18 protein-coding genes are annotated in these 21,790 nt (G+C 72.2%); 7 read left to right on the top strand and 11 right to left on the bottom strand.

The genetic code is table 11. The annotated features are described in order from the left end of the window. Positions 1-8: 8 nt before the first annotated feature. Entirely contained in the window at positions 9-1,451 is a 1,443-nt protein-coding gene (locus tag Q9R47_RS09300) for an aldehyde dehydrogenase family protein (protein WP_311232920.1), read from the bottom strand. A 106-nt stretch (positions 1,452-1,557) separates the two neighbouring features. Here Q9R47_RS09300 and Q9R47_RS09295 point away from each other — a divergent pair, with 106 nt between their 5' ends. Further along, the gene (locus Q9R47_RS09295; protein ID WP_311232919.1) at positions 1,558-2,520 is read left to right on the top strand and encodes a LysR family transcriptional regulator; all 963 of its coding nucleotides are present in this window, start codon (positions 1,558-1,560) and stop codon (positions 2,518-2,520) included. Positions 2,521-2,611: 91 nt separating this feature from the next. On the opposite strand, the gene Q9R47_RS09290 is transcribed toward Q9R47_RS09295, so the two are convergent. Further along, a complete protein-coding gene (locus Q9R47_RS09290; RefSeq protein WP_311232918.1) occupies positions 2,612-3,427 on the bottom strand; it encodes an SDR family oxidoreductase in 816 nt (271 codons plus the stop codon). Between the two features lie 122 nt (positions 3,428-3,549). Here Q9R47_RS09290 and Q9R47_RS09285 point away from each other — a divergent pair, with 122 nt between their 5' ends. Beyond that, entirely contained in the window at positions 3,550-4,512 is a 963-nt protein-coding gene (locus tag Q9R47_RS09285) for an SMP-30/gluconolactonase/LRE family protein (protein WP_311232917.1), read from the top strand. Positions 4,513-4,529: 17 nt separating this feature from the next. After that, entirely contained in the window at positions 4,530-5,513 is a 984-nt protein-coding gene (locus tag Q9R47_RS09280; protein WP_311232916.1) for an aldose 1-epimerase, read from the top strand. On the opposite strand, the gene xopZ is transcribed toward Q9R47_RS09280, so the two are convergent. After that, complete coding sequence (xopZ, locus tag Q9R47_RS09275) at positions 5,444-9,562, bottom strand: XopZ family type III secretion system effector (RefSeq protein ID WP_311232915.1); 4,119 nt, start codon at positions 9,560-9,562, stop codon at positions 5,444-5,446. The two genes, Q9R47_RS09280 and xopZ, sit on opposite strands and share 70 nt — an antisense overlap. Positions 9,563-9,839: 277 nt before the next feature. On the opposite strand from xopZ, the gene gshA reads away from it, so the two are divergent. Continuing rightward, a complete protein-coding gene (gshA, locus tag Q9R47_RS09270) occupies positions 9,840-11,396 on the top strand; it encodes a glutamate--cysteine ligase (RefSeq protein WP_311232914.1) in 1,557 nt (518 codons plus the stop codon). A 24-nt stretch (positions 11,397-11,420) separates the two neighbouring features. Here gshA and Q9R47_RS09265 read toward each other — a convergent pair whose 3' ends face one another. Further along, positions 11,421-13,139 carry a thiamine pyrophosphate-binding protein gene (locus Q9R47_RS09265; RefSeq protein ID WP_311232913.1) on the bottom strand — a complete coding sequence of 573 codons (1,719 nt, stop codon included), beginning with the start codon at positions 13,137-13,139 and terminating at the stop codon, positions 11,421-11,423. A 126-nt stretch (positions 13,140-13,265) separates the two neighbouring features. Between Q9R47_RS09265 and Q9R47_RS09260 the strand changes: the two genes are divergently transcribed. Continuing rightward, positions 13,266-13,892: a LysE family translocator gene (locus Q9R47_RS09260; RefSeq protein WP_311232912.1), complete on the top strand. Its 627-nt coding sequence runs from the start codon at positions 13,266-13,268 to the stop codon at positions 13,890-13,892. A gap of 7 nt (positions 13,893-13,899) precedes the next feature. On the opposite strand, the gene Q9R47_RS09255 is transcribed toward Q9R47_RS09260, so the two are convergent. The 3 genes from Q9R47_RS09255 to Q9R47_RS09245 all read right to left on the bottom strand — a co-directional run bounded on the left by Q9R47_RS09255 (position 13,900) and on the right by Q9R47_RS09245 (position 15,764). Further along, complete coding sequence (locus Q9R47_RS09255; RefSeq protein WP_311232911.1) at positions 13,900-15,168, bottom strand: GAF domain-containing sensor histidine kinase; 1,269 nt, start codon at positions 15,166-15,168, stop codon at positions 13,900-13,902. Between the two features lie 84 nt (positions 15,169-15,252). After that, positions 15,253-15,507, bottom strand: a complete 255-nt coding sequence (locus Q9R47_RS09250) for an oxidoreductase-like domain-containing protein (protein WP_404977120.1) — start codon at positions 15,505-15,507, stop codon at positions 15,253-15,255. Continuing rightward, on the bottom strand, positions 15,504-15,764 hold the full coding sequence (locus Q9R47_RS09245) for a hypothetical protein (protein WP_311232910.1): 261 nt from the start codon (positions 15,762-15,764) through the stop codon (positions 15,504-15,506). The genes Q9R47_RS09250 and Q9R47_RS09245 overlap by 4 nt, the downstream gene beginning before the upstream one ends. A 211-nt stretch (positions 15,765-15,975) precedes the next feature. Here Q9R47_RS09245 and ylqF point away from each other — a divergent pair, with 211 nt between their 5' ends. Further along, positions 15,976-16,956, top strand: a complete 981-nt coding sequence (gene ylqF, locus Q9R47_RS09240) for a ribosome biogenesis GTPase YlqF (protein WP_311232909.1) — start codon at positions 15,976-15,978, stop codon at positions 16,954-16,956. Between the two features lie 165 nt (positions 16,957-17,121). On the opposite strand, the gene Q9R47_RS09235 is transcribed toward ylqF, so the two are convergent. After that, positions 17,122-18,189, bottom strand: coding sequence for a porin (locus Q9R47_RS09235; protein ID WP_311232908.1), 1,068 nt, complete (start codon positions 18,187-18,189; stop codon positions 17,122-17,124). A gap of 387 nt (positions 18,190-18,576) precedes the next feature. On the opposite strand from Q9R47_RS09235, the gene Q9R47_RS09230 reads away from it, so the two are divergent. After that, positions 18,577-19,347: an IclR family transcriptional regulator gene (locus Q9R47_RS09230; protein WP_311232907.1), complete on the top strand. Its 771-nt coding sequence runs from the start codon at positions 18,577-18,579 to the stop codon at positions 19,345-19,347. A 27-nt stretch (positions 19,348-19,374) separates the two neighbouring features. On the opposite strand, the gene Q9R47_RS09225 is transcribed toward Q9R47_RS09230, so the two are convergent. The 3 genes from Q9R47_RS09225 to Q9R47_RS09215 all read right to left on the bottom strand — a co-directional run bounded on the left by Q9R47_RS09225 (position 19,375) and on the right by Q9R47_RS09215 (position 21,655). Next, positions 19,375-19,680, bottom strand: coding sequence for a hypothetical protein (locus tag Q9R47_RS09225; RefSeq protein ID WP_311232906.1), 306 nt, complete (start codon positions 19,678-19,680; stop codon positions 19,375-19,377). A 197-nt stretch (positions 19,681-19,877) separates the two neighbouring features. Continuing rightward, the gene (locus Q9R47_RS09220) at positions 19,878-21,116 is read right to left on the bottom strand and encodes an MFS transporter (RefSeq protein WP_311232905.1); all 1,239 of its coding nucleotides are present in this window, start codon (positions 21,114-21,116) and stop codon (positions 19,878-19,880) included. Between the two features lie 62 nt (positions 21,117-21,178). After that, entirely contained in the window at positions 21,179-21,655 is a 477-nt protein-coding gene (locus Q9R47_RS09215; protein ID WP_311232904.1) for a RidA family protein, read from the bottom strand. Positions 21,656-21,790 lie beyond the last annotated feature (135 nt).

Raw genomic sequence — 21,790 nt, 5'->3', positions numbered from 1 at the left:
CCGGCGGCTCAGGCCAGCATGTACCCCGTGCGGACCGTGGTGAAGAACTCCGCCGCATGGCGGCCCCGCTCGCGCGGGCTGTGGCCCGGCTCCCGGCGATCGCCCTGGAAGTCCGCGCCGGCCGTGGGCAGGTTCACCATGGTCATGCCCGCGCGGGCATGCCGCTTGAAGTGCATGGCATGCTTCAGCGAGGTCGTGCAGATGCCCGCGCACAGGCCGCGGGGCGTGTCGTTGGCGAGCGCCAGGGCGTGTTCGTAATCGTCCGCGCGCAGCACGCAGGCCATCGGGCCGAAGGTTTCGTCGCGGGCGATCCGGTGCTCGGGGCGCGCGAGGAACAGCGCCGGGCTCAGGTAGTGGCCCGGCGTGGGGCGTTCGATGCGCTCTCCGCCGAAGACCTGCTCCGCGCCCTCCTGGCGGGCTCTCGCGATGTGCTCGAGATCCTGCGCCAGCTGGCGTTCGTCCACCACCGGCCCCATGCCGGTGCCACGCTCCAGTGCGTGGCCCACCGGCAGGGCCGCCAAGCGCCGGTGCAGGCGGTCCACGAAGTCGTCGTGCACGCGGGCCTCGACCACGATGCGGCTGGAGGCCTGGCAGTGCTGTCCTGCCGAGCCGTAGGCACCCTGCAGCGCGCATTCCGCGGCGTGCTCCAGGTCTGCGTCGGCCAGTACCACCAGCGGGTTCTTGCCGCCCATCTCCAGCTGCACCCGGGCGCCGCGAGCGGCTGCCGAACGCAGGATGCGTGCGCCGACCGGGCCCGAGCCGGTGAAGCTCACGGCATCGACGAGGGGGTGGTCGACCAGGGTCTGGCCGACTTCACGGCCGCTGCCCATGATGAGATTGAACGCACCCGCCGGCAGGCCGCTGCGGGCGATGATCTCGGCCAGCGCCCAGCCGCAGGCCGGGACCCGTTCGGCCGGCTTGAACACCACCGCATTGCCGAAGGCCAGGGCCGGCGCGATCTTCCAGGCGGGAATGGCGAAGGGGAAGTTCCAGGCCGAGAGCACGCCGACCACGCCCACCGGCTCGCGCGTCATTTCCACCTGCACGCCCTGGTGCATGGACGCCGCCAGCTCGCCAGGGGCGCGCAGCGCCTCGCCCGCGAAGAACTTGAAGATGTGGCCGCTGCGGACCACTTCCGCCACGGCCTCGGACAGGGGCTTGCCCTCTTCGCGCGCCAGGAGCGTGCCCAGCTCGTCCCTGCGCGCCAGCAGCTCGCTGCCCACGAAGTCGAGCACGTCGGCGCGGCGCCGGGGCGCGGTGCGGCCCCAGTGGCGCAGCGCATCCGCGGCGGCCCGCACCGCCTGGCCGGCCTGGTTGCGGTCGGCACGCGCATATTCGGCCACCACCTCGCGGGTGTCGGACGGATTGACGCTCACTCCGGTGGTGGTGCCGATCTCCCAGCGCCCATTGATCAGGTGCCGGGGCGTCTGCTGCATGTCGCCAAGCTTCATGAAACCCCTCTGCTACGGTTGGGCTGAAGTCTATGGCGGTTTTTTATATCAATCCAATAGTTTTTTGGTCAAAATACATATCGATCCCGGCATTCACGAAAACCCCATGAGCACCTACAACCACTGGTTCATCCGTGCGCGTCTGAAGACGCGGCAACTGCTGCTGCTCGTCGCCCTGGCGGAGGAAGGCAACATCCACCGCGCGGCCCAGGTGCTGAGCATGACGCAGCCCGCCGCCTCGAAGCTGCTCAAGGACCTGGAGGACGTGCTGGAGGTGCCGCTGTTCGAGCGCCTGCCCCGCGGCATGCGGCCCACCTGGTATGGCGAAACCATGATCCGGCACGCGCGCATGGCGCTGGCCAGCCTCAACCAGGCGCACGACGAGATCGGCGCGCTGAAGACGGGGCACTACGGCCAGGTGGGCGTGGGCGCCATCACCTCGCCGGGGCTGAGCCTGCTGCCGGCGGCGGTGGCGCTGGTGAAGCAGCAGCACCCGAGCCTGCGGATCTCGCTGGAGATCGAGACCAGCCCGGTGCTGCTGGAGCGCCTGAACCAGGGCCGGATCGACATCATGGTGGGGCGGGTGCTCGCCGGGCCCGAGACCGCCCACCTGCGCTACGAGCCGCTCACGGACGAGCCGGTCTGCGCCGTCACGCGCCCCGGCCATCCGCTCTCGGGCATGAGCGGCCTCACGCTGCGGGACGTGCTCTCGGCGAGCTGGATCGTGCCGCCGGCGGGCAGCGTGCTGCGGCACCGCTTCGACCTGATGTTCCAGCAGGACGGGCTCGCCCCGCCGACGGACATCGTGGAGACCTCCGCGCTGCTGTTCACCACCCGCATGCTGCAGCAGAGCGAGATGATCGGGGTGGTCGGCGCGGACGTGGCCCACTACTACGCGGCCCACGGCATCGTCACGGTGCTGCCGCTCGCCATGCCCTGCCACATGGACGCCTTCGGCATCGTCACCCGCACCGACCGCCTGCTGTCCCCCGCCGCGAAGGTCATGATGAAGGCGCTCAAGCAGGCCAGCATGGTGCAGTACGGCTGCAAGCTGGAGGTGGACGAGTAGGGGCGCCCCTGCGACCAGTGCCCGTACGGATGCTCGCCGCGCCACGGCCCTGGCACCTCCACGGCCCCGCAAGCGCCTCAGGGGTTCGTTCCTAGACCCAGCCCGCGTCCACCTTGAACTCCTGCGCGGTGCACATCGCGGCGTCGTCGGAGCCGAGGAAGAGCACCATGCGCGCGATGTCGTGCGGCTGCAGCCTGTCGGGCAGGCACTGGTTGCGCGCGAGTTCCTTCTCGCCCTCGGCATCGAGCCAGAGCCGGATCTGGCGCTCGGTCATCACCCAGCCGGGGGACACGGTGTTGATGCGGATGCGGTCCTGGCCGAGCGTGCGCGCCAGGCCCCGGGTGAGCCCGTTCACCGACGACTTGGCGATCGCATAGCACGGATAGCCGGACCCCTTGCCCTGCCAGCCGGTGGAGCCGAGGTTGACGATGGAGCCGCCGCCGAGCCGGCGCATGCCGGGCACCACCGACTGGATCGCGAAGAAGGCCGGGCGCTCGTTGATCGCCATGCGCTCGTCGTAGTACTCCGGCGTGACGGATTCGAGGGTGTGGCGGTCGTCGCTGGCCACGTTGTTCACCAGCACGGAGACGTCGCCCAGCTCGGCCGCTGCGTCCCGCAGCGCGGCGCGCAGCGCGTCGATGTCGCGCACGTCGCATTCCCGCCACCAGGGGCCCGGCAGGCCCGAGGCCTCGATGCCGGCCGCCAGTTGCGCACTGGCTTCGCGGGCCACGTCCACGAACGCCACGCGGGCGCCCTGTTCGGCGAACGCCGTGACGATGGCGGCACCGATTCCGCTGCCCCCGCCCGTGACGAACACCACGCGTCCGCGCAGGCTGGGGAACACCGACAGGGCGCCAGAGGAAGACACGGCCGCGCCGGACGAGGGAGGCGTTGAATTTTGCGACATACTAATATCGGTATGGATTGATAGAAAAAATATAGATTACACGTATCAGTTTGGATTGATAAGATCCGCCGCGTCAAGAGGCCCGCGACAGACGGGCTCCGAAACAACGCATGGAGACGCGCATGAACGTTCCCGAGATGGCTTCCGTCGGTCCGCCGGCCGTGCCGTGGCCCGCTCCCAAGGCCGGCAAGGTGCATTGCGTTCGGCGCATGGACTGCGCGCTGGGCGAGGGCCTGATGTGGTCGGGGCGCGAGCAGGCGCTGTACTGGGTGGACATCCTGGAGTGCGAACTGCACCGCTGGGAGCCCGAAGGCGGTGCGCACCGCTGCTGGACTTTCGAGGAGGAAATCTCCGCGCTGGCCGAGCGCGCCGGGGCGCCCGGCCTGATCGTCACGCTGCGCCGCGGCTTCGCGCTGTTCGACCCGGCCACGGACCCCGCGCCGCGCTACCTGCACCAGCCCGAACCGGAGCGCGCCGCCAACCGATTCAACGACGGCAAGTGCGATGCCCAGGGGCGCTTCTGGGCCGGATCGATGGATTTCGGCTGCGAAGCACCCACCGGCGCGCTCTACCGCTTCGATCCCGATGGCCGCTGCTCGCGGCACGACGACGGCTTCGCGGTGACCAACGGCCCCGCGTGGTCGCACGCCGGCGCGCCGGACGGCCTGCGCGCGCCGGCCCTGTTCTTCAACGCCACCGCCGAGGGCTGCACCTACCGCTACGACTGCGATCCCGATACCGGGGCGCTGTCGAACCGCACGCTGTGGAAGCGCTGGTCCGCCGGGGACGGGCTGCCCGACGGCATGACCACCGATGCGGCGGGGCGGCTGTGGATCGCGCACTGGGGCGGCGCGTGCGTGACCTGCCACGATCCCGTGACCTCGGCCGAACTGGCCCGCGTGCCGCTGCCGGTGAGCCAGGTCACCAACTGCGCGTTCGGCGGCGCCGACCTGCGCACGCTCTTCATCACCTCCGCCCGCGTCGGCCTGTCGGATGACCGGCTGGCGGCCGAGCCCCTGGCCGGGTCGCTCTTCGCCGTCTCCGTGGACGCTCCCGGCCTGCCGGCGCACCGCTTCGGCGGATGACCTCCCTGGAATCCCCCATGACCGACACCTCCGATCCCACGCTCCATCCCATCGCCTGGCTGCACCATGCGGACCAGCACCTGGGCCTCGTTCCTTCCCTCGGCGGCAGCGTGGCGGCCTGGCAGATCGAGGGTCCGGACGGCCGCCGCACCGACCTGTGGCGCTCCTGGGACGGCCGCACGGCGGACCTCTACCGCACGGCGTCGTTCGCGATGGTGCCCTGGTCGAACCGCATCAGCGGCGGCGGGTTCTCGCATGCGGGGACGTTCCACCCGATGCAGCCCAACCGCGCCGGCGAGCCGTACCCCATCCATGGCGACGGGTGGCTGCAGCCCTGGACCCTGAGCCAGCCGGCGCCCGACACCCTGGAGATGGCCCTGCGTTCGGACCGTTTCCAGGGCAACCCCTACCACTACGAATGCGTGCAGCACTTCCGCCTCGTGCCGGGCGGGCTGGACCAGAGCGTGCGGGTGCGCCACCTCGGCCCCGGGCCGATGCCGTACGGCCTGGGGCTGCATCCGTGGTTCCCGCGCACGCCGGGCACGTGCATCTCCGCCCCGGTGCAGGGCGTCTGGCTCTGCGGCAATGATCCGCTGCCCACGCGGCACACGGACCGGTTCCCCGAAAGCTGGGACCTCAACGCCGGCATACCGGCGCACGGCGACCTGATCGACAACGCCTACACCGGATGGGGCGGCACGGCCTCCATCACCTGGCCCGAACGCGGGCTGCAGCTCACGGCGCACATGCCGGACTTCGCGCAGGACGGCGGTGCCGATCGGCACTTCTGCCTGGTGTACCGGGCGCCCCAGGGTCCGGCCTTCTGCTTCGAGCCCATCACGCAGCCCATCGACGCCTTCCACCAGCCTGGACAGCCGGGCCTGCGGACGCTGGAGCAGGGGGAGACGCTGTCGCTGCGCGTGCAGTGGCGCTACGGCCCCCTCGGCGATCCGGGTGCCGTGCGGAACGAATCGGACCCGTCCTCCGACGCGGTGGCGTAACGGCTGCTGTCGTTGCCGTCGCCGCCGCCCCTGGCGGCCCCTTGGGTTGCGGAGGGCCGGGACGGCGGGTGCTCCCAGGGCGGGGGGGCACCGGCGGCGCCCGTGTCCCATGTTCTCGACGCCGGGATGTCCTGGCCGGGCTCCCGGCGCGGCACCGGCTCGTAGAGCACCCACTGGCCCACCGTGCGGGCGGCCTCGGCGCCGCGGTTGTTCTGGTGCTTGATGAAGAAATCCAGGCCCCGCTCGTTCTGCAGCCGCGCCTTCTCCCGCAGCAGCAGCAGCGTGGGCTCCCACACGGATTCGTCCTGAAGGAACGCGTCGAAGGCCGCGTCCTCCCGCCGTGCGCCGTCCTCGTCGCCCGCCGCGCGGGCGAGCGCGGCCAGTGCCCGGTGCACGTCCAGCAGCGGTGCGGCGGGTGCGCGCATCACCTTGTCGGCGAACATCGCGGCAAAGCCGTTGCCGCCCGAGAACGTCCGGCTCTGCTCCATGAAATGGGAGAGCTGGATGTCGGCCAGGAGGTGGTGCAGGGGCGCTTCCACGTCGTCGCCGAGTTTGGCCGTGCCGTACTGGGCCCAGAGGTCCCATTCCGCACGCACGTGGCGCTCGAAATCCTCGAAGCGCGAGTAGTCCGTCGCGCGGTCGCTGCGCCCCGGATCGATCTCGTCGCCGAACAGGAACAGCGTGCAGAAATGGGTGATGGCCCGGTTGCGCAGTTCCACCGTGCGGCCCGCGTCGAGCAGCCCCAGTGCGCCGCCGGCGCGCTGGCGGATGCGGTCCCCGTCGTTCTGCAGCAGCTCGGCGAACTGGACGCCGGCTCCGGCGCGTGCCGTGGCCTCGACGCGCGCCGACGCCGTCGCATCGCGGTAGATGGTGGTCATGTAGCCCGCCATCGTGGTGGCCGTGCGTCCCTGGTCCTGCCGCGCCTTGAGGCCCAGCGTGGCGGCCGCGCCCGCGCGCCGGCCCCGGCCGGCCACCGCACCCGCGCGCAGCCCGGCGCTGGCGTGGACGTTGGCCTCGGTGCCGGTGGCGGAGCGCCCGGCGGCGTCGATCAGGCCTGCGCTCAATTCCGGATGGTGTGCGAGCAGCTCGCGCAGCCAGTCGCAGCGCGCCGGCGCGCCGTCGGAGCCCGGGGTCGCCAGGCGCAGCAGGTGTTCGTAGGCGTCCAGGAATTCCACGTTCAGTTCCGGCTCGCGGCCCTTGCCGAGCCGGGGCAGCCGCAGCTGCACGCCGGTTTCCACGCCGCGCTCGCCGCGCCAGCGCCAGTCGGCCGCCAGGGTGGCGCCGAACGTCGCGTGGCCGGTGCCCAGGGGCACGCCGTAGCCGGTGCTGGCGCCCGCGCCCAGCTGCACCTGGTCCGTGCGCTGCGCGCCGATCTGCAGGGCCATGCCGGTGCGGCCCATATAGAACTCCATGACGGCATCGCGGTTGCGCTGCACTCCCGCGATCAGCCGCACGCCCAGGCCGAGTGCCGCAGAGCCCAGGGCCGCGGCCGCGGACACCGGGCCGGCATTCACGCCCCAGGTCTGCTGCCCGATCAGCCGCAGCCGGTCCCGCCATGCAAGGTGGCCCACCATGTCGCGCGTCAGGTCGAACAGTGCCTGGGCCTGCGTGACGTTGGCGGGATCGCCCTCGCGCAGCAACCGGGTCGCCTCCTGCACGGTGGCGCGGAACTGCGCGCCCCGCTGCAGCGCATAGGCGCTCCACGACACCGGTACTCCCCCGGGCGGTGGCGGCGGCGGGGGGCGGGAGGGCCCACCGGCGTCTTCGGGCAGGCCCTCGGCCAGCAGGGCCAGGGCCTCGGGCACGGTGTGCGCGCGGTGCTGCAGCCGGGCCCAGGCGTCCTGCAGCCTGCGGTGCAGGGGCCGCGCCGGGATCCGGGGGGCCACGGCCTGCCCTGGCGCGGTGCTTTCGGCACCGCCACGCAATGCGTTCGCGCGGGCCGTGATGCGTGCGAGCGCGTCCGCGTCGATCACCATCGCGGTCCGGTCCGTTCCCTCCGGCGCCCACTGCACGGTTTCCGCGAGCGCCTGCCAGGCGCATTCCGCGCCGGACGGGACGCGGCCGGGCGGGCCGTCCGCGCGCAGGCCGCCGAGCAGGTCGATGAGCTGCCCCGCGGCCGCCTCGAGCGCCGCATCGGCCCGGCGGCGCGGCGTGGGCAGGGCGGTGGCGGCGCCCACTTCCAGCGCCTCCGGCATGGCTCGCAACGGATTGGGGCGGCCGCCGAACATCCGCGGCGCGGCGCCGTTCCGTGCGACGTCGTGCAGCGCATCCGCGATCGTCTGCAGGTGCCCGTTCGCCCGTGCGTAGGGCGAGCCGGGGGCATTGCTGTCGTAGCCGTTGCGCAGGGCATGGTAGGCCGCGCGCTCATCCACGGTGCAGGCCGCGAGCGCTTTGGCGGGGTCCGGGGCATGCACCGCCGTGCGCGCCGCGTGGCGTGCGTGGCCCAGCCATTGGCGCAGTGCGGCGTCGTCCGGCGCGGCTGCACGCAGCAGCGCATCCGCGCGCAGGGCGAGGCGCGCCGCCGCCAGCCGCTCCGGGTCCGCGGCAGGGCTGCTCTCGCGGCGCAGCAGGTGGGCGATCACCTGCAGGCCGCGGGGAACGTGGGCGAGGTGGTCCAGCGCCCGCTGTGCCGCCGGCGGCAGATCGGCGAGGGGCGCCCGGGTGCGGCCCGCCCCCGGCGCGGGCACCAGCGCGGTCCAGTGCAGGCCGCGCAAGGCCTGCAGCGACTGCAGCGCCTGCGCGGGATCGCCGCCGGCCGCCACGGCCAGTGCCTGGAGCGCCACCGCCACCACGCCGGCCGGGGGAATGGCCCGCTCGGCGAAGGGCGAGGTGTCCAGCCCGTCCGCCCACCGCTGCAGCGCCTCGCGCAAGGTGGCGGAGGCCGCCGGATCGGCCTCGGCGCGCAGCCCGGGCAGCGTGTCGATCTGCCGGGCGATCAGTGCCTGGCCCCGCGCCGCCAGGGCGGCCTCGGCCATCCCGTTCTCCCGGCGTTGCGCGTCGCGGGTGGCTTCGAGCGTGCCGCGGCGGCTGCGCAGGCGGCCGAGCAGGGTGCGCAGGTCGGCCGCCTCGTCGTCGGCCTCGAACAGCTCCCGGGCGATCGCCACCGCGCCGCGTTCCAGCCGCTCCAGCTCCCCCTGGGCCTCGGCCTTGCGCCGCTCCAGCGCGTCGCGGCGCGCCGACCGGATGGCATGCAGCGTGCGCAGCTCGCTCAGGTGCTGCCGCAGCCCGGCCGGGTCCCCGCTGCGGTCCGCGGCGGTGCGCGCCTGCATCAGCGCCCCGAGCCGGCCGCGTGAGGGCGCGGACGCGAGGGCCGCTTCGGCGCGCTCGATGCGGCGGCGGATGGCGCCGGCCTCGTCCTCCAGCCGGGCGATGCCGGCATCCAGGGCCTGCCGCTGCACCGCGATGGCCGCCTGCTGCCGGCGCAGCGGGCCTGAGCTGTCGGCCGCGTGGGCCATGCGCCGGCCGGCGCGCTGCACCTCCGCCTCCAGTCTCTCGATGTGCAGTTCCACGAGCCGTTCCAGCGCCTGTGCCTTGCGCACGGCGATGTCCGCGCGGCGCAGGCCCTCGCCTGCGGCGAATGCGCGGGCCTGGGCGGCGCTGACGCTGCGCCAGGTGCCGCGGTCCTCCGGATCGTCCTGGGCGATCGGGCGCGCGCCGGCGGCGGTGCTGCCCTGGTAGCGTGTCAGCGTGTCGTGCCCCACGGGCTTGCCGGCACGCAGGCCGAGCGCCGTGCCGGCCTTGCCCATGAAGCGGCGCAGCGCCTGGGCCGCGCCGCGTGGCGCGCGGGCCGGAGGGGCGGAGGGTGCCGCGCCCTCGGCCCCGGGTGCGTTCGCTTCGGTCGGCAGCGGCTCCGCCAGGTAGCTGCGCACGCGCGCCGCCAGGCCGAAGTGCGGCGCCAGTGCTTCGCGCTGCGCGGCCGGTCCGTCGAGCTGGTGGAGGCGGTGGTGGGCCTGCTTGCCGGGCGCGGGTGCGCCCGCATGGGCGGTCTGGCGGGCATTGCCGGGAACGGCCAGGCTGGTGGTCCGGGGGCGCAGGGAGAACTTCGACATGGGGTCCGTGGGATCATCGGTGTCGTGCGCGCTCCCGGCGGGGATGCGCGGGAAGGGGGTGGCTGGACGGTGCGCGCAGCGGTGCGCGGCGTGCCGTTGGCTGGCCACGACGGTTCCGATGGTGGGGCCGGTGCCGCGCCGCCGTCCCCGCCGGGCGAAGGCGCGCACGGCGGGGCGAAGCGACGGGCTAGAACCCGTCCGCGAGCGCGAGTCTGTCGGCCGTGCTAAGTTCCGTGCCGGAACAGACAGACCAACCGGTAATACAACTAGATCCATCATGACGAGCCACCTGCAGGAGAGAATCCGCGCGCTGCCCGGTAACCGGCTGGCGGGCATGCGCCGCGGCATCGAGAAGGAAGGCCTGCGCGTGCTGGCCGAAGGCGGGCTGGCGCTCACGCCGCATCCGCTGGCCCTGGGCTCCGCGCTCACGCATCCGCACATCACCACCGACTACAGCGAGTCGCAGATCGAACTCATCACCGGCGCGCGTTCGTCGGTGCGGGAGTGCGAGGGCGAACTCACGGAGATCCACCAGTTCGTGCTGCGCACGCTCGCGCAGGGCGGCGAGATGCTCTGGGCCTCGAGCATGCCATGCGGCCTGCCGACGGACGAGACCATTCCGCTGGCCCGCTTCGGCTCGTCCAACGTCGGGCGTGCCAAGAGCATCTACCGCATGGGCCTGGGCCACCGTTACGGCCGCCGCATGCAGACGATCTCCGGCATCCACTACAACTGGTCGATGCCCGGCATCGAGAGCGAGGAATACTTCGCCCTCATCCGCAATTTCCGCCGGCAGGCCTTCCTGCTGCTCTATCTCTTCGGCGCGTCGCCCGCGCTGTGCGACTGCTTCGTGCAGGGCCGCGAGCATGGCCTGCAGCGCCTGGGCGCCGATGCGCTCTACCTGCCGCACGCCACGTCGCTGCGCATGGGCCGCCTGGGCTACCAGAGCGATGCGCAGGCCACGCTCGCCGTGAGCTACAACGGCCTGGCGGGCTATGCCGATTCGCTGCACGACGCACTGACGCGCCCCTATCCTGCCTACGAGTCGCTGGGCGTGCGCAACCCGGGCGGCGAGTACAACCAGCTGGGCACCAGCCTGCTGCAGATCGAGAACGAGTTCTACGGCACCATCCGGCCCAAGCGCACCGTGCGCCCCGGCGAGCGCCCGCTGCATGCGCTGCGGGACCGCGGCGTGGAGTACGTGGAAGTGCGGCTCATGGACCTGGACCCGTTCGCACCCGTGGGCATCGAGGCCTCCACCATGCGGCTCTTGGACGTGTTCCTGCTGCACTGCCTGCTCGCCGACAGCCCGCCCGACACGCCCGCCGAGATCGCGGTCCTCAAGCGCAACCAGCACCTCACGGCCGAACGCGGCCGCGAACCCGGGCTGTGCCTGGAGCGGCAGGGGCGCAGCGTGCCGCTCGTGGAATGGGGTGCCGAGATCCTCGCGGAATGCCGGCCGATCGCCGCGGCGCTGGATGCCGGGCAGGGAACGGATGCGCACGCCGCCGCGCTGCGGTCGGCCGAGGCGCTGCTGCGCGATCCGGATGCCACGCCCTCCGCGCGCGTGCTGGCGCGCATGGCCGAGGCGCATGGCAACAGCTTCATCCGCTTTGCGCGCGCCCAGTCGGTGGCTGCGCGCGATGCCCTCGCGGGCCTGCCCTGGACCGATGCGCAGCAGGCCCGCTACGAGGGCATGGCCGCGCAGTCGATCGAGGAGCAGAAGGCGATCGAGTCGGCCGACACGCTGGACTTCGAGACCTGGCGCCAGCACTACATGGAAATCGACGCGCTGCCCGTGCCGGGCGAGGCGCCCGTGGCGCAGACGGTGTAGGTCGCGCCGGCGGGCCCTGCGCCGTCAGCGCCCCGCGGCCTGCGCCGCGCCGCGGATGCCCGCGAGCGTGCCCGTCGGCGTGATCGCTTCCGCATCCAGCAGGCAGTGCAGCACCGAGGGCAGGCCGCTGGCGCGCGCCCGGGCCAGGGCCGGCGCGAAATCCTCCGTGCGCTCCACGCGTTCGCCGTGGCCGCCGAAGGCCTGCGCATAGGCCTTGAAATCCGGGTTCTTCAGCTGCGTGGCGCTCACGCGCCCGGGGTATTCACGCTCCTGGTGCATGCGGATGGTGCCGTACATGCCGTTGTCCAGCAGCACGACGATCAGCGGCAGGCCGTACTGCACCGCGGTGGCGAATTCCTGGCCGTGCATCAGGAAGTCGCCGTCGCCCGAGAACACCACCACCTCGCGCTGCGGCCACAGCCGCTTGGCGCCCACGCCGGCCGGCAGGCCGTAGCCCATGGAGCCGCTGGTGGGCGCAAGCTGGCTGGCGTAGGTGGTGAACGGCCAGAAGCGGTGCACCCAGGTGGCGAAGTTGCCGGCGCCGTTGCAGAAGATGGTGTCGGCAGGCAGCACCGCGCGCAGGTGCTGCATGACCTCGCCCATCTGCAGCGGGCCCGGAATGCGGATCGGTGCCGGATCGCTCCAGGCCAGGTATTCGGCACGGGCCTCGGCGGCATGCGCGGCCCAGCGCACCGGGGCCTGCGGGCGCAGCGCGCCCAGCGCGGCGGCGAAAGCCTGCGGCGTGGCGTGGATGGCCTGCACGGGCCGGTAAAGCCGCCCGAGTTCGTCGGCGTCCGCATGCACGTGCACCAGCGGCTGCGCGGGCACGGGAATGTCCAGCAGCTCGTAGCCCTGCGAGGGCACTTCGGACAGCCGCCCTCCCACGAGCAGCACCAAATCGCTCGCGCGGATGCGCGCCAGCAGCTTCGGGTTCGCGCCCAGGCCCAGGTCGCCGCCGTAGCGGGCATCGCTCGCGGGGAACAGCATCTGGCGGCGGAACGAGCAGTACACCGGCAGGCTCCACGCCTCGGCGAACGCGCGGAAGTCGCGCACCGCCGCGTCGGACCAGCGGCTGCCGCCCAGGATGGCCACGGGCCGCTCCGCCGCCGCCAGCCGTTCGGCCAGCGCCCGCATCGCATCGGCGCCCGGGTGCGTTTCGGCGACGGCGTAGGGCAGGGCGTCGGCGGCCTGCACGGCGTCGGTCAGCATGTCCTCGGGCAGCGCGATCACCACCGGCCCGGGGCGGCCCGACGTCGCGACGTGGAAGGCCCGCGATACCAGCTCCGGCACGCGGCGCGCATCGTCGATCTGCACCACCCACTTGGCCATGGTGCCGAACACGGCGGAGTAATCCAGCTCCTGGAAGGCCTCACGCCCCAGCGCGCCGCGCGCCACCTGGCCGACGAAGACGATGAGCGGCGTCGAATCCTGGTGCGCGATGTGGATGCCGGCGGCGGCATTGGTGGCGCCCGGCCCGCGCGTGACGAAGCAGATGCCCGGCCGGCCGGTGAGCTTGCCCTGCGCCTCGGCCATCATCGCGGCGCCGCCCTCCTGGCGGCAGACCGTGACGGCGATCTCGGCATCGTGCAGCGCGTCCAGCACCGCCAGGTAGCTCTCGCCGGGCACGCAGAACAACTGGCGCACCCCGTGCAGGATGAGCTGGTCGACGAGGATCCGGCCACCGGTGCGGAGCACGGCGGCGGCAGGCGGCTGGGCGGAAGCGGGGTGTGGCGTGGGCGTCATAGGGAGGACATTGTCACGGAAGGGGCCCTGCCATCCTGCGGGGCGGCGTCCTGTACAGGACACGTTCCGGTGGGCGGCATCGCGGGCTGCGACAGCCTGGCACGGGCGGTGTCCTATCATCGCGCGATGCTCACCGCCGCCCAGGTCTTCGCGTTCCTCCTCGCCGCCGTCCTCATCACCGCCACGCCGGGCCCCGACAACCTCTTGGTGCTGGGCATGGGCATGTCGCGCGGGCGCGCGCAGGGCATCGCGTTCGGGCTGGGCTGCGCGCTCGGCTGCCTGAGCCATACGCTGCTGGCCGTGGTGGGCGTGAGCGCGATGATCGCGGCGTCGCCCACCGCGTTCACCGTGCTGCGCTGGGTAGGCGGTGCGTACCTGGTCTGGCTCGGAGTGCAGGCGCTGCGCAGCGCAGGCGGCGCGCGCATGGACGTGGCCGGGCAGCCGCCCCGGCCGCTGCGCGCGCTGTTCGCCCGGGGCCTGGTGGCGAATGCCGTCAATCCGAAGGTGGTGCTGTTCTTCCTGTCGTTCCTGCCGCAGTTCGTGGTGCCTTCGCAGGGCGCCGTGGCCTGGCAGCTGGGCGTGCTCGGGCTGGTCTTCACGCTGCAGGCGGCGGTGCTGTTCGGCCTGCTGGGCTATTTCGCCGGAGCGATCGGCGGCTGGCTGCAGCGCCGGCCGCGCGCGGGCCTCTGGCTGGACCGCATCGCCGGCACGGTGTTCGTGGCGCTCGGCCTGAAGATGGTGGCCGGCCGCTGAATCGGCTTCAGGCGCAGGGCAGCGCGATGGTGACGGACGTGCCTTCGCCCGGCCGGCTTTCCATGCGGACCCGGCCGCCGTTCGACTCGACGAGGGATTTCACGATGGCCAGCCCCAGCCCGACGCCATCGTTGCGGGCCCGTGCCCGCTCGCTCTGCCAGCCCGGGTCGAAGGCCTGCGCGACTTCTTCCGGCGTCATGCCCACGCCGTTGTCCGCCACGGTCAGCTCCACCCACGGCGCACCGGGGGCGTCGGCCCGTGCGCCCGACAGCCGCACGCAGCTGCCCTCGGGCGAGTATTTGAGGGAGTTGCCGATCAGGTTGCCGAGCACCCGCACCATCTGGCCATAGTCCACGCGCACCACCGCGTCGGGCAGGTCGCCGAGCGACAGCGCGGTGCGGCATTTCTCGGCCAGCGGCGCCATCATGTGCACCGCGTCGGCCGAGAGCTGCGCGACCGCGATCGCCTGCACGGTGGACGGGGATTCCGACGGCTTCAGCAGCCCCTCCACCATGGCCGTCATGATCCCGACGGCCGAGAGCATGCGCTGCAGGACCGCGTTCTCCTGGGGATCTCGGCCGCGCTGCAGCCGCGCAGCGCTCAGCTGCAGCACCTGCAGCGGCGTGCGCAGGTCGTGAGCCACCACGGCGAGCACGCTCTCGCGCGACAGCGCCTGGGCGCGCGCCATGGCGGCGGCCTCCCGGGCTTCGGCCACGGCGGCGCGCAGGTCCAGCTCGCGCGCGGCCGACGCGGCGAGCTGGCGGATCGTTTCGAGTTCGTCGGGCGTCCAGGCCCGGGGCACCGTATCGATCACGCAGAAGCTGCCGATGTTCTGGCCGGCCCAGCGCAGAGGCACGCCGGCATAGGCCCGCACCCCCAGGCTGCCGACGGTGGGCACGGCGCGCCATTTCGGATCGGAGTGCGTGTCGTCGATGGCGAGCACGTCGTCACGGTCGAGCGTGAAGTGGCAGAAGGTGGCACCCGCCATCTCCCGGGCGGTGGCCAGCGGCTCGGGAAAGCCGGACTGGCTCTTGTAGAAGTCGCGCTGCTCGTCCACGATGGAGATGAAGCAGGCGGCCGCGCCGAGCAGGCGCGCGGCCGTCGCCGTCAGGCTGTCGAAGCCGGGCTCCGCCGGGGAGTCGAGCAGCCCGCTGTCCCGCACCGCCTGCAGGCGCCGCGAGGGTGCCTGGCCGGCCCTGGAGCCGGGTGCGTGCGCAAGCGCCGTCGGGGCGCCGGGTGCGGCCTGCGCGGGTGAAGGTGTTGCGGGGTGGTGCATCCACGGAGAATAACGCGGCAGTGCATCGCGTACTGTCCCGCAGGGAATATTTCTGCCGAGCCGGCAAGCCCCGCGGGGCGCGGCTCACGCCGCCAGCGGGGCCTGCCGGTCCATCGGCCCGGCCGCGAGGGCTTCGCTCGCATCGTCGCACCACCACTGCGCGGCGGCGTAGAAACCCTCCCACACGCAGCCATTGCAGCCGCGCCCGCAGCAGGTGTCGGGCGCGCGGGGCGGCGCGCGCAGCGCCACACCGCGCACCTGCGCGGCCGCCGCCAGGGCCGCGAACGCCCGCGCGGCGTCCTCGGCCGTGCGCAGGGGGCCATCGCCGGATGCGGTCACCGCACCCCGCTGCGCCAGCGCTGCCAGCCCCAGCGGCCGATGAAAGCCAGGCCCAGCACCAGCGCGAACCAGCCCACCACGTGGATCTGGCCCATCAGGTCGCGCACGCTCAGCGAGCGCGCGTAGTAGGGCGCGAGCAGGATCACCATGCCGATGAGCGCGCAGGTGACGCCCTTGAAGAGCAGTTCGGACGCCTGCCTGCGGTCGGCGGCGGAAGGGGCGGGCGCCTGCGGCGGCCGGGAGGGAGCAGGGGGCATGGCGGTCTGGGACAATCGGCCCGGGGCGTCGGGCCTGCGGGCTTTTTTCTGGAAGGCGCGCACGGGCGGCGCGCGGGATCGATGGATTATCCTTGCGCGCCCGCCGCATCCGCCTGTGGCGATCCCGTACCCCTGCCGCCCGCGGCCCGCGCGCCTTGCCGACCTCCCGCAACGCAAGACGACGGACAGATAGATAGAGAGTTTCCCTTCCATGGCCATCCAATGGTTTCCCGGTCACATGCATTCGACGCGCAAGGCGATCGGCGAGCGCATCAAGGACATCGACGTCGTGATCGAGCTGCTGGACGCGCGCCTGCCCGGCTCCAGCGCCAACCCGCTGCTGGCCGAGCTGACGGGCCACCGTCCCACCCTCAAGGTGCTGAACAAGCAGGACACCGCCGATGCGGCCCGCACGCCGCTCTGGCTCGACTGGTACAACGCCCGGCCCGACACGCGCGCCATCGCGCTGGACGCCTCCGAGACGGCCCCGGCGCGGCGCCTGATCGACGCCTGCCGCCAGCTCGCCCCCCAGCGCGGCGGCATGGCCAAGCCGATGCGCGTGCTGATCTGCGGCATTCCCAACGTCGGCAAATCCACGCTGATCAACACGATCACCGGCAAGACGCAGGCGAAGACGGGCGACGAGGCCGGCATCACCAAGCTGGAGCAGCGCATCGTCCTGGACGACGATTTCTATCTGTGGGACACCCCCGGCATGCTCTGGCCGCGCATCACCATTCCGGAGAGCGGCTACAAGCTCGCGGCCAGCGGCGCCGTCGGGAGGAACGCCTACGACGAGGAAGAGGTGGCGCTGGAGCTGCTGGCCTACCTGCAGCGCCACTATGCGCCGCTGCTGGACGCGCGCTACCGGCTGGGCCTCGACGCGGACGCGATCGCCGCGCTGCACGACGACGAACTGCTCACCGCCATCGCGCGCAAGCGCGGCGCGGTCATGTCCGGAGGACGCGTCAACCTGCAGAAGGCGGCGGAGCTGGTGATGACGGATTTCCGCGGCGCCGTCCTCGGCCGCATCACCCTGGAGACACCGCCCGAGTTCGAGGCCTGGAGCGCTGCGGCCGAGGTCCAGGAAGCCGCGCGTGCGGCGAGGAAAGCGGAGCGCGAGTCGCGCCGCAAGGGCGGGCGGTCTGCCGCCGGGGGCGTATCCGGCGACGGCGACGGCGAAGGCAGCTGACGGCGGTCGCCATCGGCCCTGCGGGCCTGGCGCTGCGGCCTGCGAGGTACTCGCTTTGGCGGGCTCGGCGGGAACCCCCACGGAAAAAAGGGCTGCCACGTCCCGCATGGCAGCCCCAATGCCGTTTTATCGGCTCGCAATGAAAAGTGGAAACCCGGGCCCTCCTCAGAACGAGTGGCCCATGCCGAAGTACACGGCGCGCTGCGATGCGCCCGCGCCCGGGCCGTTGACGGTGACGTCGGCCGCGTAGTTGGCGCTGGAACTGTTGTTCACGCCGCCCAGCGACGCGTACAGGAAGGTGCGCTTGGACAGGTAGTAGTCCGCCCCCACCATCAGCAGCGTCGCGTTGCCGTTGCCGCGGTTGGCGCTGACGCGGTAGCCCGCGCCGATCAGGGTCAGCGCAGGCGTCACGTCGTAGCGCACGCCCAGCCAGCCGTGCTTGAGCTTGCTGGGCGCGCCAGCCGCGGCGTCGGGCGCGGAGATGCTCTCGTAGGCGGCGAACAGCTTGGCCGCACCGATGCGGTAGGTGCCGCCCAGGATCGCGTCCTTCGAATAGACGTAGGCGTCGCTGTGGTTGCCGTTGGCGTCGCGCCGGCTGTTGAGCATGGCGCGCAGTTCCAGGTTGTCCGCGACGTAGGCGAGCGACAGGCCTTCATTGCGCAACTGCTTGTTCGAGCCCGTCTGCTCGCCCATGCCCACCTGCACATTGGCGGTGAAGCCGCCGAAGCTCGGCGTGGTGTATTCGATCAGGTTGTTCACGCCGGGCCAGTTGCGGCCGCGCACCAGCGTGGAGCTGCTCATGAACTGCTGGCCCGTCGGGTCGATGTTCCAGACGTCGTTGCTGTTGAAGAGGTTCTTGCCGAACATCAGCGTGCCCCAGCTGGTGCTGCTCAGGCCCACCAGCGACCGGCGGTTGAAGAACGCGGAGCCGGTGGTTCCCTTGGTGGCGCTGAAGCCGCCTTCGAGGTTGAAGACCGCGCTCAGGCCGCCGCCCAGGTCTTCCTTGCCGCGGAAGCCGATCATGCTCGTGCCCCACTGGTTGTCGGCAGCGCGCGTGAGCGAGTTCGTCTGGCCGGTGACGGGGTCGGCGATCTTGTCGATGTGTTCCACACCCGCGACCACCCGGCCGTAGAGCGTGACGTTGGACTGCGCGTGCGCGGCGCCGGGCAGCGCGCCGGCCGCAGCCAGCAGGACAGCCCCGGCCGCCAGGGTTTTTTTGAAAGGCGTATGCATATGACTTATCTCCGTTGTAGTAACTTTGCTTGTCGAGAAAAGAACCGGGCCGGGCCCGGCGTCCACCCCACCTGTGGCGCGCATGAGCGCCGGCCGCTCCGGGCACGGGGCGTCGCGCCGGAAAGCCTTGCGACCGCCGACCTGGGGTCACGGCAGTCCCACGCGCGGCCCGGTAAGGCCCCGCTGATGCATATATGAATTTTTAGTTCACTGGTGAATAATGTAGAAACCGGCCCCCTGCTGCGCCAATGAGGGGATACCCTGCTGTCGTGGTGCCCGCACGACGGCGGCACGGCCGGATCGTTCCCGCGCGATGGCCAGAGCATCCGCACCACCGTGCCGCCCGGACGTCCGGCGCAGGCCGCTCCATTCCACTTCCAGCCCGCCATGACAGAAGAAACCGATCGCTACCGTGCTCCCGCCCTGGACAAGGGGCTGGACATCCTCGAGCTGCTGGCCGGCCAGCCCCATGGCCTGACGCGCGCCGAAATCGTCAAGGCCATGGACCGCAGTGCCGGGGAGATCTACCGCATGCTCGAACGGCTGGTGGCGCGGGATTACGTCACCCGCTCACCGCAGGGCGACCGCTATGCGCTCAGCCTGAAACTCTTCGTGCTGGGGCACACCCATCCGCCGATGGAGCGCATGGTGTCGCAGGCGCTGCCGGTCATGGAAGGCTTCGCCATGGCGGCGCAGCAGTCCTGCCATCTGGGCGTCTACAACAGGGGGGACATCACGGTGGTGGCCCAGGTCAACGGACCGGGCCACTGGGGCCTGTCGATCCGGCTGGGCGTGCGGGTGAGCCTGATCGACACGGGCTCGGGCCACGTGATGCTGGCGTTCCAGACCGAACAGCGCCGCGCCGAGATGCTGGCCGAGCACCAGGCCCTGCAGGAGGCGCGGGACGAGGCACCCATGCAGCCGGCGGAACTGCACGGCATCCTGGAGCAGGTCCGGGCACAGGGCTGGTGGCAGGGCGACAGCCAGCAGGCCTTCGGCGTGATCGATATTTCGATGCCGGTGCGCGGGCCGCAGGGCCAGGCACTGGCGGTCCTGACCTGCCCGTTCATCCGGCGCCCGGACCGGTCGCTGGAGACCGATCTGCAGGCGGCACGCGATCAGCTCGCGCAGGCGGCGGCCGCGCTCTCGATCCGCTGACCGGCGGGAGCGCGTGCGCGGGGACGGTCAGTCGCCGCCGTCGCCGCCACCGTCCGGGGCGCCCGAGCCGTCGCTGCCGTCGGCGTGGCCGTCACCGTCGCCGCCGCCGCTGCCGCCTTCCGGAACGATTCCGCCTTCCTTCACATAGCGGTCGAATTCGTGGCGAGGGATGGCTGCCACGCCGGCGGCGTTCTCTTCGTGTTCCTTCCAGCTCAGCGTGACGCTGTCGTCCGCGTGGGTGAGTTCCACTGGTCCTTCGGGAATGGCGATGGGCATGCCGTCGCCCTCGCGGTAGGTCACTTCGCCGTGGATGGTCGCGTTTTCTGCGTGCATGGGTCGGTCCTCCTCGCAATGCATGGGTTGGTGGGCCGGCCGCGCGGCGTGCGGGGCCTCCTGGAGATGCCATTACACCGGCTCGACCGTGGTGGGGCGTGTCGGACCACGCCGCCAGTCGGTGGAAGCATGCGCTTTCGATGCGTCACCTTGGCGAGCCCCCCGGGCCTCCGGTTGTCTTCCACCCTCCGGCAGGGTCACACCGCCCCGGGCCGCACCCCGCCACGGCCTGCCAGCCGCGCGTCGTGCCACAGCGCGGCACCGTTCGCCAGCGCCACGGCCGTCCCCACGGCGCAGGTGGCGCCCCAGCCGCCGTGCTGCCACGCGGCGGAACCCAGGGCCGAGCCGAGCGCGGCCCCGGCGAAATACGACGTCATGTACACCGCGTTCAGGCGCGATCGGGCCTCGGGGGCCAGTGCATAGATCACGTTCTGGTTGCTGATGTGCACGCCCTGCAGCGCGAGATCGATCGCCAGCACGCCGACGATGAACCAGACCAGGCTGGCGCCGCCGAGCCACAGCGCGGCCCAACTCGCGAGCAGCAGGGCGACCGAGGCGCGCGTCGTCCACTGCTCGTGCCCGCGGTCCGCCATGCGGCCCGCCCAGTTGGCCATGAGCGCGCCGGCCACGCCCGCCAGCCCCACGAGCCCGATCTGCGCATCACCCAGCCGGTGCGCGGGGCCTGCGAGCATCAGCGCCATGGTCGAGAACAGCACGCTCACCGATCCGAACGAGAGGCCGCCCAGCAGCGCCCGGCTGCGCAGCCGCGGATGCCGGCGCGCCAGGGTTCCCAGCGAGCGCAGCACCTGCAGGTAGCTGGGCGGGTGCGGCGTGCGCAGCGTGGGCAGCACGAACCACAGCGCCAACGCCACGATGAGGATGGCGATGCCGCCCACCCGGTAGACGAGGCTCCAGCCGCCGATGCCCGACAGCAGCCCCGCCACGCTGCGCGCGGCCAGGATGCCCACCAGCAGCCCGCTCATCACCAGCCCCACCGCGCGGCCGCTGCGGCCCGGGGCCGCGAGCGTGGCCGCCATGGGCACCAGCACCTGCGCCGCGACCGAGAAAAGCCCGGTCATCAGCGTGCCGGCCGCCAGCGCGCCGAAGCTGTCCGCGAAGCCGCTCAGGAACAGGCCGCAGGCCGCGAGCACCATCAGGCCGACGATCAGCCGGCGCCGCTCCAGCTTGTCGCCCAGCGGCACGAGCAGCAGCAGGCCCGCGGCGTACGACACCTGCGCGATCGTCACGGTGAGCGCGGCGGTCGCCTCGCCCACGCCGAGGTGCACCGCGATCGAATGCAGCAGTGGCTGGTTGAAATAGTTCGCGCCCGCGCACAGGCCGCAGGCGGTGGCCATGAGCAGCAGGACGGGCAGGGACAGCCCGGCGGCGGGCGCGGAGGCGTCGTGGGAGGGCGGCGTGGAAGGGCCTGACGGCATGGGAATCGATGATGTCACGGTGTGTCGTTCGGAGGGACAGTGTGGAGGAAAACCGCGGACACTCATGCCGGCCGCAGCACGGCCGTGGCATCGACCTCGAACAGCATGCCGTCGAGCGCCAGGCGCGGCACGGGGATCAGCGTGCACACGGGCAGCGGTGCTCCGGCCCAGCCCTCGCGCAGTGCGGCGCCCAGCGTGCGCAGCCGCTCTTCCGAATGGTCGACGATGAGCACCGTGAGCCGGGCCACGTCGCGGGGTGCCGCGCCGGCCGCATGCAGCGCGGTGCGCAGGTTGTCGAAGGCCTGCCGGACCTGCGCCTCGAAACCCTCGGCGAGCCGTCCGGAGGCGTCTTCGCCGCCCTGGCCGGCGATGTGGAGGGTGCGGGCGCCCGCTTCCACGATGGCGATGTGCGAATAGCCGTTGGGCGCGGGATCGTAGAGCCCTGCCGGATTGCGCAGCGTGAGAACGGGAGCGGTGGCGGAGGTGGCGGAAATTGCGGAAGCGGCGGAAGCGGCCGGGGAGGGGGTTGCGTGCGTCATGTCCGCAGTATCGAACCTCAACTAGACTTGAGGTCAACCGCTTTTTTGCCGCCTCGATGGCGCGACAGGACCATGCCTTCCTCCTCTTCCCGAGGCGCCGCCGCCTTCCCATCCGGTGCGCCGTCCCGCGGCTTG

The sequence above is a fragment of the Acidovorax sp. PRC11 genome (assembly GCF_031844105.1).
GTDB lineage: Bacteria > Pseudomonadota > Gammaproteobacteria > Burkholderiales > Burkholderiaceae_C > Paracidovorax.
Note: the sequence above shows the minus strand (reverse complement) of the source record. Positions and strands in the feature narration are given on the sequence as shown.

Excerpts from the sequence above, each read along its gene's own strand:
- Q9R47_RS09300 (WP_311232920.1), bottom strand. The coding sequence starts at position 1,451 with ATGAAGCTTGGCGACATGCAGCAGACGCCCCGGCACCTGATCAATGGG.
- Q9R47_RS09295 (WP_311232919.1), top strand. The coding sequence starts at position 1,558 with ATGAGCACCTACAACCACTGGTTCATCCGTGCGCGTCTGAAGACGCGG.
- Q9R47_RS09290 (WP_311232918.1), bottom strand. The coding sequence starts at position 3,427 with ATGTCGCAAAATTCAACGCCTCCCTCGTCCGGCGCGGCCGTGTCTTCC.
- Q9R47_RS09285 (WP_311232917.1), top strand. The coding sequence starts at position 3,550 with ATGAACGTTCCCGAGATGGCTTCCGTCGGTCCGCCGGCCGTGCCGTGG.
- Q9R47_RS09280 (WP_311232916.1), top strand. The coding sequence starts at position 4,530 with ATGACCGACACCTCCGATCCCACGCTCCATCCCATCGCCTGGCTGCAC.
- xopZ (WP_311232915.1), bottom strand. The coding sequence starts at position 9,562 with ATGTCGAAGTTCTCCCTGCGCCCCCGGACCACCAGCCTGGCCGTTCCC.
- gshA (WP_311232914.1), top strand. The coding sequence starts at position 9,840 with ATGACGAGCCACCTGCAGGAGAGAATCCGCGCGCTGCCCGGTAACCGG.
- Q9R47_RS09265 (WP_311232913.1), bottom strand. The coding sequence starts at position 13,139 with ATGACGCCCACGCCACACCCCGCTTCCGCCCAGCCGCCTGCCGCCGCC.
- Q9R47_RS09260 (WP_311232912.1), top strand. The coding sequence starts at position 13,266 with ATGCTCACCGCCGCCCAGGTCTTCGCGTTCCTCCTCGCCGCCGTCCTC.
- Q9R47_RS09255 (WP_311232911.1), bottom strand. The coding sequence starts at position 15,168 with ATGCACCACCCCGCAACACCTTCACCCGCGCAGGCCGCACCCGGCGCC.
- Q9R47_RS09245 (WP_311232910.1), bottom strand. The coding sequence starts at position 15,764 with ATGCCCCCTGCTCCCTCCCGGCCGCCGCAGGCGCCCGCCCCTTCCGCC.
- ylqF (WP_311232909.1), top strand. The coding sequence starts at position 15,976 with ATGGCCATCCAATGGTTTCCCGGTCACATGCATTCGACGCGCAAGGCG.
- Q9R47_RS09235 (WP_311232908.1), bottom strand. The coding sequence starts at position 18,189 with ATGCATACGCCTTTCAAAAAAACCCTGGCGGCCGGGGCTGTCCTGCTG.
- Q9R47_RS09230 (WP_311232907.1), top strand. The coding sequence starts at position 18,577 with ATGACAGAAGAAACCGATCGCTACCGTGCTCCCGCCCTGGACAAGGGG.
- Q9R47_RS09225 (WP_311232906.1), bottom strand. The coding sequence starts at position 19,680 with ATGCACGCAGAAAACGCGACCATCCACGGCGAAGTGACCTACCGCGAG.
- Q9R47_RS09220 (WP_311232905.1), bottom strand. The coding sequence starts at position 21,116 with ATGCCGTCAGGCCCTTCCACGCCGCCCTCCCACGACGCCTCCGCGCCC.
- Q9R47_RS09215 (WP_311232904.1), bottom strand. The coding sequence starts at position 21,655 with ATGACGCACGCAACCCCCTCCCCGGCCGCTTCCGCCGCTTCCGCAATT.